This is a genomic window from Pantoea sp. NGS-ED-1003 (assembly GCF_000738765.1).
Lineage (GTDB): Bacteria > Pseudomonadota > Gammaproteobacteria > Enterobacterales > Enterobacteriaceae > Pantoea > Pantoea septica.
Genome location: NZ_JPQA01000003.1, coordinates 74,488 through 86,690, shown reverse-complemented (window position 1 = coordinate 86,690; position 12,203 = coordinate 74,488). Strand labels below are relative to the sequence as shown.

Genomic DNA, 12,203 nt, shown 5'->3' with positions numbered 1-12,203 from the left:
CGGACCGATAACACAATAAAAAAACGCAAACACGACCATACAAGACGAGGAATATCATGACCGTAATGTCGGAGAATCGCAGCCCTGGGAAAGTGTTCGGCTGGATCGAGCGGGTCGGCAACAAAGTCCCCAATCCTTTCCTGCTGTTTGTTTATCTGATTGTGGTGCTGATGGTGGCGACCGCCATTATCAGCACTCTCGATCTGGCAGTGAAAAACCCGGTCAGCGGCGAGATGGTGCGCGTCAACAATCTGCTGAGCGTCGCGGGCCTGCAGTGGATCCTGCCCAACATCATCAAAAACTTCAGCGGCTTTACGCCGCTCGGCTCGATTCTGGCGCTGGTGCTCGGCGCCGGCCTGGCGGAAAAAGTGGGCCTGTTGCAGTCGCTGATGGTGAAGATGGCGTCGCGCGTCAGCCGCCGCTACGCCAGCTACATGGTGCTGTTTATCGCCTTTTTCAGCCATATCTCTTCCGATGCCGCGCTGGTGGTGATGCCGCCGCTCGGCGCGCTGATCTTCCTCGCTGTGGGTCGCCATCCAGTGGCGGGCCTGCTGGCGGCGATCGCCGGCGTCGCCTCCGGCTTTACCGCCAACCTGCTGATTGTCACCACCGACGTGCTGCTCTCCGGCATCAGCACCGAAGCGGCGAAGGCGGTCAGCGACACGGTGCACGTCAGCGTGATCGATAACTGGTTCTTTATGGCCACCTCGGTGATCGTGCTGACCGTGGCCGGCGCCATTCTCACCGACAAATTTATCGAGCCGCGCCTGCCGCAGTGGAAAGAGGGAAGCAGCGAGCGGCTGGCGGCCCTGACGCCGCTGGAGAATCGCGGCCTGCGCGCGGCGGGCATTGCGGCGCTGCTGTTTATCGGCGTGATGGCGCTGCTGGTGGTGCCGGAGCATGCGCCGCTGCGCGATCCTAAGACCGGCGGCATCGTGCCGTCGCCCTTCATCAGGGGCATCGTGCCGATCATCATCCTGTTTTTCTTTGTGGTGGCGATCGTTTACGGCGCGGTCACGAAGCAAATTCGCCGCCCGGACGATATTCCGCAGCTGCTGGTTGAGCCGATGAAGAGCATGGCGGGCTTTATCGTAATGGTGTTTCCGCTCTCGCAGTTCGTGGCCTTCTTCAACTGGAGCAACATGGGCAAGTTTATGGCCATCGGGCTGACTGACGTGCTGGAGAGCGCAGGCATCAGCGGCGCGCCCGCCTTTCTCGGCCTGATGTTCCTGTCGGCGTTTCTCTGCATGTTTATCGCCAGCGGCTCGGCGATCTGGTCGATTCTCGCGCCGGTGTTCGTGCCGATGTTTATGCTGCTCGGCTTTCACCCCGCCTTCGCGCAGATGATCTTCCGCATCGCCGACTCGGCGGTGCTGCCGCTGGCGCCGATGTCGCCCTTTCTGCCGCTGTTCCTCTCTTTCCTGCAGCGCTACCAGAAAGATGCCCAGCTCGGCACCTATTACGTGCTGATCTTCCCCTATCCGGTGGTCTTCTTCATCACCTGGATTGCGCTGCTGCTCGCCTGGTATGCGCTGGGCCTGCCTATCGGACCGGGCGTCTGGCCGCAGATGCCGTAGCGGTCTCGCCAGGGACGGCGAAAAGTGCAACGTACGTTGCTAAAAACTCACCAACAACCCTCTCGGCAAGGATCGCCGAATTGATTATTCTGCACTCTCTTCGCTTGCTAACGGTCACTATTTTTACAACATCGCCACGCCGTTAGCGAGACAGGCAAACACCGTCACACCGAGGTTTATAAAATAATGACAACCACCTGCACTCCAGGGATGGCGCCGGGGTTCGCTGCGCCGACGCCGAACAACAGCTTAGCGGGGCGCATCGACGCGCTGCCTTCATCGCGCGGACTGTGGCGTTTTATTACGCTGCTCGCGCTCGGCGGCTTCTTCGAACTCTACGATCTGTTTGAGACCGGCTATATCAGCTCCGGGCTGCTGGCCGCCGGCGTCTTTCACACCGGCAGCGCGGGCGTGTTCGGCATCGCCGATCAGGCCGCCTTCGCCTCCGCCACCTTTCTCGGCCTGTTTGTCGGCGCCAGCCTGCTCGCGCCTTATGCCGACCGCTTCGGCCGACGCCTGACCTTTATGTGCGCGCTGGCGTGGTATGGCATTTTCTCGCTGCTGATGGCCTTTCAGCAGAGCGCGGAGATGATTATTCTGTTTCGCTTTCTGGTGGGCATCGGCCTCGGCATCGAACTGGTTACCATCGACACCTACCTCTCGGAGTGGGTGCCCACGCATCTGCGCAGCCGCGCCTTCGCCTTTTCGTTTTTCGTGCAGTTTCTCTCCGTGCCGACGGTGGCGCTGATGTCCTGGTGGCTGGTGCCGCAGACGCTGTTAAGCCTTGAAGGCTGGCGCTGGGTGGTGATCGCGGGCGCGCTCTGTTCGCTGATTATCTGGTTTATTCGTAAGGATCTGCCGGAGTCAGCGCGCTGGCTGGCGCAGCAGGGTCGTCATCAGGAGGCGCATCAGGTGCTGAGCGCGATGGAGAAACGCTGCGGCGTGGCGCCCGGCGCAGACTTCCCGCCGGATGACGCGGCGGCGCAGCTGCCGAAGCGTGGCCGGTTCAGCGAAATCTGGTCGCCGGCCTACCGCAAGCGCACCTTGATGCTGGTGGTGATGAACTTCTTTCAGGCGATCGGCTTTTTCGGCTTCGGCAACTGGCTGCCCGCGCTGCTGTCGGGCAAAGGCACGACCGTCACCCACAGCCTGCTCTACGCTTTTTTTATCACCCTCGCCTACCCGCTCGGCTCGCTGATTTGCAGCCGCTACGCCGATAAGTTTGAGAACAAATGGCAGATCGTTTTCTCCTGCCTGATGACGGTGGTGTTCGGCACGCTGTTCGCGTTTCAGACCAACCCGGTGCTGCTGATCCTCTGCGGCTTTCTGATCACCTACTCCAACGCCTGGCTGACCTTTAGCTATCACGCTTACCAGACGGAGATTTTTCCCACGCATATTCGCGCCCGCGCGGTCGGCTTTTGCTACTCCTTCAGCCGCCTCTCGACGGTGTTCAGCAGTATTTTGATCGGCCTGATTTTGCAGTATGCGGGCAGCCAGGGGGTCATCGCCTTTATCGTGGCGAGCATGCTGATGGTGATGCTGTCGGTGGGGATTTACGGACCGAAGACGCGCGGTATCGATCTGGAGAATATTTAAGGGAGAGGCGCAAGCCACAGGAAAAGAGGCCCGGCGTCAGCCGGGCCTCTTTAGAGGGTTACTGATTTTCGAGCTGATGGATATCCGCGCTGCCCTGATAAGGCTGGATGGTCTTATCTTTACGCAGCTTCGCCACATCCTTCGCCGTAACGTCCGCCTTGCCGCCGTTGCCCCAGCTGGTGCGGATAAAGTTCACCACGTCCGCCACCTGCTGATCGTTAAGCCGCCAGCCGAACGCCGGCATGGTGATGGTGGTCGGCGCGCCTTTCACGCCCGGTAAGGTGCCGCCCGCCAGCACGATATGGATCAGCGAAGTCGGATCCTCTGCCATCACCACCGGGTTGCCGCGCAGCGCCGGGAAAAAGCGCTGATAGCCGCTGCCGTCAGTTTTATGACAGGCCGCGCAGCTATCGACATAGACCGATGCGCCGGTCGCGCTGTCGTCGCCTTTCCACAGCGCTTTCGCCGTGGCGTCATCGACGCTAAACGCCGCCTGGCTCGGATCTTTCGCGCCGAGCGACTTCAGATAGTGGGCGATCGCCGCGATATCCTCATCGCTGAGATGCTGCAGGCTGTGTTCCACCACGTCGGTCATGCCGCCGAACGCGGCGGTATGGTCGTTGCGGCCGTAGCGCAGGAACTGGCGCAGATCCTCTTCGCTCCAGCGTCCCAGTCCGTCGCGGTTATCGCCGCGCAGGTTGCTGGCGGTCCAGCCGTCAATCGGCGCGCTGCTGCCCGCCAGATAGTCATTGCCTTCGCCGTTGTTCAGCGCTTTTTCCTGCATGGTGATGCTGCGCGGCGTATGGCAGGCGCCGCAGTGGCCCAGGCCTTCCACCAGATAGCGGCCGCGCGCCAGCTCAGGATCTTCCTGCGCCATCGGCTGAAACGCTTTGACATCCGGCGCGAACATCGAGCGCCAGATCGCCAGCGGCCAGCGCATCGACAGCGGCCAGGGAATGTCGCTTTTGTGGTTAGCCTGCTCGACCGGCGCAACGCCGTGCATAAAGTAGGCGTAGAGCGCCTGCATATCCTCGTCGCTCACCACCGCGTAGGAAGGGTAAGGCATCGCCGGATAGAGGGTATCGCCATTTTTTGCCACGCCGTGACGCACCGCCTTCTGAAAGTCGTCGTAGCTGTAGTCGCCGATGCCGGTCGCTTTGTCCGGCGTGATATTGGTGGAGTAGATGGTGCCGATCGGCGTCGCCATCGGCAGGCCGCCGGCAAAGGGTTTGCCATCTTTGCTGGTATGACAGGCGACGCAGTCGCCCGCGCGCGCCAGATACTCGCCGCGTTTTACCCGATCGCCGCCGTTATCGTCCGCCAGCGCGGCAAAGGTCATCGTGCCCAGCATCAGGGCCAGTAAGCCGTTTTTCATCGCCATTTCCTTATGCCTGCACCAGTGGACCCGGGTTTTTCAGATACTGTTCGCGGATCGCTTTCGCCGACCAGTAGGTCAGCGCTGCCACCATGCCCGTCGGGTTGTAGCCCAGTCCCTGCGGGAAAGCGGAGGCGCCCGGCACAAAGACGTTCGGCACGTCCCAGCTCTGCAGATAGCGGTTCACCGCGCTGGTGGCGGGATGGTCGCCCATAATGGCGCCGCCGCTGATGTGCGTGGTCTGATAAACCGTGGTGTCGAAATGGCTGCCCGGCTTTTTCGCGCCGCCGATAATCATCTTCGGACTCATCGCTTCGGCGATCTTATGCATCTTGCCGACCATAAACTGCGCCATCTTGATGTCGTTATCCTGCCAGTCAAAGGTCATGCGCAGCAGCGGCTGGCCATGGGCATCTTTGTAGTTGGGATCGAGGTCGAGATAGTTCGCGCGGTAGGACTGATGCGCGCCGTGGGCGTCCATAGAGATATGGTGCGTGTAGGTATCCGCCACCGCCGCTTTCCATTTGCTGCCCCAGTTCGGCGTGCCGGTCGGCGTCGGCAGACCGGAGATCGGCTTGGTGCCTGCCTGGTTGACCCAGAACGGCGAACCGCCGACGAAGCCGTGCGGCCCGTGGTCGAAGTTGTCGGCGTTGAAGTCGTCGACGCCGACGCCTGCACCGCCCGCGCCGATAAACGGGTTGGTGGTGGTGTTTTTGTCGAACAGCGCCTTCAGGGTCGAGATATTCTGATAGGCGAAGTTGCGGCCGACGGTGCCTTCGTTGGTGATCGGGTTATAGGGCTTGCCGATGCCGGAAAGCAGCATCAGGTGCACGTTGTGGAACTGGAACGCCGACAGGATCACCAGATCCGCTGGCTGCACCACTTCACGCCCCTGCGCATCGACGTAGGTGACGCCGGTGGCGCGCTTTTTGTCGTCGGTCAGGTTGACGCGCAGCACGTATGAGTTGTTGCGCAGCTCGAACTTCGGCTCCTGGCGCAGCGCGGGCAGGATGTTTACGTTCGGCGACGCTTTCGAGTACATGTAGCAGGCGTAGCCGCTGCAGTAGCCGCAGAAGTTGCACGGCCCCATCTGCGCGCCGTAGGGGTTGGTGTAGGGGCCGGAAGTGTTGGCCGACGGCAGATCGTAGGGGTGATAGCCTACTGATTTCGCCGCCTCGGCAAAGAGCTGCGCCGAGTAAGTGCGCTTCTGCGCCGGCAGCGGGAATTTGTCGGAGCGATCCGGCGCGAACGGGTTGCCGCCGCTCTCTTTGCCGACCACCTGACCTTTAATGCTCCACGGCGTGCCGGAGGTGCCGAAGACCTTTTCCGCCTTGTCGAAGAACGGCTCCAGTTCGTCATAGGTGACGCCGAAATCCTGGATGGTCATCCCTTCCGGAATAAAGTTTTTGCCGTAGCGCTCTTCATAGTGGCTGCGCTGGCGCAGCTCGGTCGGATCGACGCGGAAATGTACGCCAGACCAGTGCAGCCCTGCGCCGCCGGTGCCGGTGCCCGGCAGAAACGCCGCCAGCTGGCGATAGGGAACCGCCGTCTGCGAGGCGTCGTGACGGATAGTGACGGTGCTTTTCGACAGATCCTGGAAGAGCTTTTTGCGGATGTTATAGGTCAGCTCGTCGATTGATTGCGGATAGGATCCGTCTGGATAGGTGTCGCGATGCGGGCCGCGCTCCAGCGCTACCACGTTAAGACCGGCTTCGGTCAGCTCTTTCGCCATAATCGCGCCGGCCCAGCCGAAACCGACGATTACCGCGTCTGCTTTTTTCATCTCGTTTGCCATGATTACGCGCGCTCCCCGCGAATAGATACAGACGGGAACGGATAGCGTTCGCCGCGTTCAACCCAGTCCATAAAGTCGGCGCGCGCGCCTGGGAAGCCGATCAGCTTCCAGCCCACCATATTCTGGTTGCCGCCGTGAATCGGGTCGCTAAAGAAGCCTTCGCGGGTGTTCTGGATCAGAAAGGCGAAGAAGGTTTTCGCGGGCAGCTGACGGAAATCGGCCTGGCCGCTCTCCATCGCCTGCAGCAGCGCATCCTGCTGCTCGCCGCTGAGATCGGCGAACACCTTGCCGTGCTGGCGCTTGCTGTAGTCGTCGGCGTCCGCCAGCCCCAGACGGTAGATCTGCTGCGGCACCAGCGGCAGCTGATAGCCCAGCTCTTTCGGCAGGTCCGGATTGAACGGTCCCTGCATATACCAGTTGGCGCCGGTGGCGTAAGGGGTATTCATCTGGCGGTCGATAAATTCCGGCACGCCCGCTTCCAGCGCGCCTGGGCCGCGCTCGTCATTAGGGATCAGGCGGGCGACGGCAGCCTTGATAAAGGCGAATTCTTCAGCGGTAAACCAGCTGGGCTGGTAGTCGCGCGCCGGCTGCGCCGCAGCGGGATCGGCAGCCTGCACCGCAGGCGCCATGCTGAAGCCGCCGACGACGGCGCTGCCCGCCGCCATAGCTGGCGCCAGCGCGATGGTCTTTAACAGAAAATCCCTGCGCGTCTGCCCACGTTTTTGTTCTGACATGACATTGCCTCAGTACCGCTTATAATGCGGCATGAAAGTTAAACAGTTGCGTTGTAATGGTTTTTTTATGCGGATTAAGGGTTACAGCAGTACTGTTACCGGTAACAGCGGGCGCTAGTGTAACACCGTTGTGGTGAAACATTTAGTTCGTCGAAACAAATTCGCACAAATTCATTAACATCTCGTCGCAATGCTTTACCTGGCGCGGACGATAACTGTCACCACCAGAAACAACACTCAACAGACAGGTAACGCTAAAAGACGTTATAAAAGAGTGCACACAACAGCGGAGAGCCTATGTTTAAGTCCTTTTTCCCCCGGCCAGCGCTGTTTTTCAGCTCGGCGGCGATCTGGAGTCTGATCGCGATTTTTGCCTGGTTCGGCTTTGCCGATGACCTGCCGTCCCGCTGGCCAGCGCTGCATGCTGCCATGCAGCAGCCGCTGCCGACCACGGCCGCACGCTTTATCGCCCCCAGTCAGCTCTGGTTTTATGGCTATTACTGGATAGTGGTGGCGATATTCGCCCTGGCCTGGCGCGTTATCGATAACCATCCGTGGCAGCGCTGGTCGGTATGGGGATCGGCGCTGATCATCTTCGTCACCTGGTTCGGCGTGCAGGTCGGCGTTGGCGTCAACGCCTGGTACGGCCCGTTCTACGATCTCATCCAGCAGGCGCTGACCAAAGCGGGTTCGGTGCCGATTAGCCGTTTTTACAGCGGCATAGGCGACTTTCTTGGCATCGCCCTGATTTCGGTAGTTGTTGGCGTCACGAATTCCTTTTTCATTAGTCATTGGGTGTTCCGCTGGCGCACCGCGATGAATAACTATTACATGCACAACTGGCAGCGCCTGCGTAAGGTCGAAGGCGCGGCGCAGCGTGTGCAGGAAGACACCATGCGCTTCGCCAGCACGCTGGAGGACTGGGGCGTTAGTTTCCTTCAGGCGCTAATGACGCTAGTGGCCTTTTTGCCGGTGCTGATCAGTTTGTCGCATCACGTTAAGGATGTGCCGCTGCTCGGCAATATTCCCTATGCGCTGGTGATCATCGCGCTGCTCTGGTCGCTGTTCGGTACGGCGCTGCTGGCGCTGGTGGGCATCAAGTTGCCGGGGCTGGAGTTCCGTAACCAGCAGGTCGAGGCGGCCTATCGTAAAGAGCTGGTCTACGGCGAGGATCATGCCGATCGCGCGACGCCGCCGACGGTACAGGCGCTGTTCAGCCGCGTGCGTTTTAACTACTTCCGCCTCTACTTTCACTATCTCTACTTTAATATCACCCGCATTCTCTATTTGCAGGTTGATAATGTTTTCGGTCTCTTTGTGCTGTTCCCGTCAATCGTGGCGGGCACGATTACCTTCGGTTTGTTAAACCGCATTACTAACGCGTTCGACCAGGTGCGCTCATCGTTCCAGTATCTGATCACCTCCTGGTCGACGCTGGTGGAACTGATGTCGATCTACAAACGTCTGCGCAGTTTCGAGCAGATTCTGCAGGATGTTCCGCATCAGGAGATGCTGCGCGAAGCGGCGGAAAACGAGTAAAGCAGCAAACTCAGCACAGGCGCAGCGCAACAGGGCGCTGCGCCTGGCACGGCCTGCTAACTGCGCTTTCATCCCCTTCCCCTTTGCACGTTTCGCATTCTTACCGCCAGCAGCACAAGCCCCTCTCTCAAAATCCTTTTGTATTGTTAAAATAATCACATCTACCGTTGCCTTTAAAAGGCGATTTAACCGTTTGCATCGCGATTTCAGGTTGTGAAATTTGTCACATTATTAACTTTAACAAGCTGATAATGTGATTTTAATAACATTAAAACAGAGTAAATTCACCTGGGAGCAAACAATGGACATCGCGGTTATCGGGTCAAACATGGTTGACCTTATTACCTATACCAGTCAGTTGCCTAAAGCGGGCGAAACGCTGGAAGCGCCGGATTTTGCCATTGGCTGCGGCGGGAAAGGCGCGAATCAGGCGGTTGCGGCCGCAAAGATGGGCGGACGCGTGATGATGGTTAGCAAGGTCGGCGACGACCTCTTCGCGCCGGAAACCGTCGCCAACCTGCAGCGTCAGGGCGTGGATACGCGCTACGTCACCACCGCGCCGGGAACCTCGAGCGGCGTGGCGCCGATCTTTGTCGATGAGCAGTCGCAGAACCGCATTCTGATTATCAAAGGAGCCAACCAGCAGCTTAGCGCGGCCGATATCGACGCCGCCGCCGAGGCGCTGAAAGCGTGTCAGCTGATTATCCTGCAGCTGGAGATCCCGCTGGAAACCGTCTATTGCGCGATCGATTTCGCCCGTCAGCACGGCATCAAAGTGATCCTTAATCCGGCACCGGCGGTGGAAAATCTCGATATCGCTTACGCCTGCAAGTGCGACTTCTTTATGCCCAACGAAACCGAGCTGGAGATCCTGACCGGCATGCCGGTCGCCACTGATGAAGAGGTCAAACTGGCGGGCCAGACGCTGCTCAAGCGCGGGCTGAAAAACTTGATCATCACCATGGGGGCGCGCGGCTCGCTGTGGATGAGCGGCGACAGCCTGCACCAGGTGGCGCCGACGGCGGTGAAAGCGGTCGATACCAGCGGCGCGGGCGATGCGTTTATCGGCTGTTTCGCCCAGGCGCTGGTGCAAAGCGGCGATATCGCGGCGGCGATGGCGCAAGCCTCTGCCTACGCCGCCTGCAGCGTGACCGGCCGCGGCACGCAGCGCTCCTATCCCGACGCGGAAACCTTCCAGCGTTTTCTTAACGTTAACTGAGGTCGAGCTATGCAGCAGAACATTGTTCAGCAACCCGACGGCTACTTAAATAAAACGCCGCTGTTCCAGTTCATTTTGCTCTCGTGCCTCTTCCCGCTGTGGGGCTGCGCCGCAAGCCTGAACGACATCCTGATCACCCAGTTCAAAAGCGTCTTCGCCCTCAGCGACTTCGCCAGCGCGCTGGTGCAGAGCGCCTTTTACGGCGGCTACTTTCTCATTGCCATTCCGGCTTCGCTGGTGATCCGCAGAGCGAGCTATAAGCTGGCGATCCTGATGGGGCTGGCGCTCTATATTGCCGGTTGCGTGCTGTTCTATCCCGCCTCGCATATGGCTACCTACACCATGTTTCTCGCGGCCATTTTCGCTATCGCCATCGGCCTGAGCTTTCTGGAAACCGCCGCCAACACCTATAGCTCGATGATTGGCCACCGCGATCGCGCCACGCTGCGCCTCAATATTAGCCAGACCTTCTACCCCGTCGGCGCGCTGATGGGCATCGTGCTGGGCAAATATCTGGTGTTCCAGGAAGGCGACAGCCTTGAGAGCCAGCTGGCCGGAATGAACGCGGAACAGGCGCATGCTTTCCGCCTCAGCATGCTGGAGCATACGCTGGAGCCCTATAAATATCTGGTGATGGTGCTGGTGGTGGTGATGCTGCTGTTTCTGTTTACGCGCTATCCGCGCTGCAAACCGGCGTCGAACGAGAAATCCCTGCCGTCGCTCGGCGAAACGCTGCGCTATCTGGCCGGCAACCGCCACTTTAAGCGCGGCATCGTGGCGCAGTTCCTCTATGTCGGCATGCAGGTAGCGGTATGGTCGTTCACGATCCGTCTGGCGCTTACGCTGGGCGCCGCGAACGAGCGTCACGCCTCTAACTTTATGATCTACAGCTTTATCTGCTTCTTTATCGGCAAGTTCGTCGCCAATTTCCTGATGACGCGCTTCCGCGCCGAGAAGGTGCTGATTGCCTATTCGGCGCTCGGCGTGCTGACCCTGGCGTGGGTGATGTTCGTGCCGAACTTTACCGCGGTCTATGCGGCGGTGTTTGTCAGCGTGCTGTTCGGCCCCTGCTGGGCGACGATTTATGCCGGCACCCTGGCGACCGTCGACAACAAGTACACCGAAGTGGCGGGCGCGTTTATCGTGATGTCGATTGTCGGCGCCGCCTTTATCCCGGCAATCCAGGGATTCGCCTCCGATCATCTGGGCTCGATGCAGCTGGCGTTTGGCGTCTCGCTGCTCTGCTTTGCCTGGGTGGGTTTCTATTTCTGGGGCGAGCTGCGTCATAAAAAGCAGGCGCTGCAAACCGGCCGTTTAGTCGAGGAGATGCCATGAAAACCCGTCTGCCGCTCTGTCGCGAACAGTTTCACGCCACGCCGACCACGCTGCTGCAAAACGCCGAGTTCCACGTCGAGCTTTTCCGCTATCCGGCCGGGATCGAAGCGGTGCGTATCAGCAATCAGCGCGGCACGGTGACGGTGCTGCCCTTTTACGGTCAGATGATTTGGGACGCCTGTTTCGACGGCCGTACGCTGACCATGGGCCACAGCTTTAAGCAGCCGCTGCCGGGCAGTTCGATTATCGACACCTACGGCTGCTTTGCCTTCCACTCTGGATTGCTGGCAAACGGCTGTCCGGCCGAGGATGACGATCATGCTCTGCATGGCGAAATGGCCTGCGCGCGCATGGACAGCGCGTGGCTGGTGCTGGAGGCGGATCGCCTGTCGCTTGAGGGCGAAACCGAGTATGTAAAAGGTTTTGGCCATCACTATCTGGCGGCGCCGGCGGTGCGGGTCGAGGCTGGCCAGCCGCGCCTGCATATCGAGATGAACGTGACCAACCTGGCGGGCGCGCCGATGCCGCTGCAGTATATGTGTCATCTGAACAGCGCATGGATTGATGGCGGCGAGTTTAAGCAGTCGATCCCGCAGCAGGCTTTTCAGCTGCGCACTTCGGTGCCGGCGCACGTGAAGCCGACGCCGCAGTGGCAGAGCTACACCGCCGCCCTGGCGCGCGATCCGCAGGCGTTTCAGCGGCTGGATCGGCCGGAAATGTGCGATCCGGAGATCGTCTTCTTCGCCGACGACCTGCCGCAGTATGGCGACGAGGTGCAGTTCGAACTGCATTCGCCGCAGGGTTTCGCGCTGATGACGCGCTTCAGCAGCCGGCAGTTTCCGCACGCCACGCGCTGGATGCTGCACAACCGCGATCAGCAGGTGGCGGCTTATATTCTGCCGGCCACCTGCCGGCCGGAGGGTTTCAGCGCCGCGCAGCGTGCCGGCACGCTGCTGTCGCTGGCGCCGGGCGAACAGCGCCATTTCAGCGTCGAAACGGGCATATTGTAACGTCGTGCAGGATGGCGACC

At 60.0% G+C, this 12,203-nt stretch carries 9 protein-coding genes; 6 read left to right on the top strand and 3 right to left on the bottom strand.

What is annotated here, in order from left to right:
* Nucleotides 1-56 precede the first annotated feature (56 nt).
* Nucleotides 57-1,577, top strand: coding sequence for a p-aminobenzoyl-glutamate transporter (gene abgT, locus JS46_RS06630; RefSeq protein WP_033749199.1), 1,521 nt, complete (start codon nt 57-59; stop codon nt 1,575-1,577).
* Nucleotides 1,578-1,763: 186 nt separating this feature from the next.
* Entirely contained in the window at nt 1,764-3,176 is a 1,413-nt protein-coding gene (locus tag JS46_RS06625) for an MFS transporter (protein ID WP_033749198.1), read from the top strand.
* A 58-nt stretch (nt 3,177-3,234) separates the two neighbouring features.
* On the opposite strand, the gene JS46_RS06620 is transcribed toward JS46_RS06625, so the two are convergent.
* The 3 genes from JS46_RS06620 to JS46_RS06610 are packed head-to-tail and all read right to left on the bottom strand — an operon-like array spanning nt 3,235 to nt 7,080.
* A complete protein-coding gene (locus JS46_RS06620) occupies nt 3,235-4,551 on the bottom strand; it encodes a cytochrome c (protein WP_033749197.1) in 1,317 nt (438 codons plus the stop codon).
* A 10-nt stretch (nt 4,552-4,561) separates the two neighbouring features.
* Complete coding sequence (locus tag JS46_RS06615; protein ID WP_033749196.1) at nt 4,562-6,346, bottom strand: GMC family oxidoreductase; 1,785 nt, start codon at nt 6,344-6,346, stop codon at nt 4,562-4,564.
* Between the two features lie 2 nt (nt 6,347-6,348).
* Entirely contained in the window at nt 6,349-7,080 is a 732-nt protein-coding gene (locus JS46_RS06610) for a gluconate 2-dehydrogenase subunit 3 family protein (protein WP_033749195.1), read from the bottom strand.
* 297 nt (nt 7,081-7,377) lie between these two features.
* On the opposite strand from JS46_RS06610, the gene sbmA reads away from it, so the two are divergent.
* The 4 genes from sbmA (at nt 7,378) to JS46_RS06590 (ending at nt 12,183) form a co-directional block, all read left to right on the top strand.
* The gene (sbmA, locus tag JS46_RS06605) at nt 7,378-8,619 is read left to right on the top strand and encodes a peptide antibiotic transporter SbmA (RefSeq protein WP_033749194.1); all 1,242 of its coding nucleotides are present in this window, start codon (nt 7,378-7,380) and stop codon (nt 8,617-8,619) included.
* A 301-nt stretch (nt 8,620-8,920) separates the two neighbouring features.
* Nucleotides 8,921-9,838: a ribokinase gene (rbsK, locus tag JS46_RS06600; RefSeq protein ID WP_033749193.1), complete on the top strand. Its 918-nt coding sequence runs from the start codon at nt 8,921-8,923 to the stop codon at nt 9,836-9,838.
* 9 nt (nt 9,839-9,847) lie between these two features.
* Nucleotides 9,848-11,173 carry an L-fucose:H+ symporter permease gene (fucP, locus tag JS46_RS06595; protein ID WP_033749192.1) on the top strand — a complete coding sequence of 442 codons (1,326 nt, stop codon included), beginning with the start codon at nt 9,848-9,850 and terminating at the stop codon, nt 11,171-11,173.
* Nucleotides 11,170-12,183, top strand: coding sequence for an aldose 1-epimerase family protein (locus tag JS46_RS06590; protein ID WP_033749191.1), 1,014 nt, complete (start codon nt 11,170-11,172; stop codon nt 12,181-12,183). The genes fucP and JS46_RS06590 overlap by 4 nt, the downstream gene beginning before the upstream one ends.
* Nucleotides 12,184-12,203: the final 20 nt, after the last annotated feature.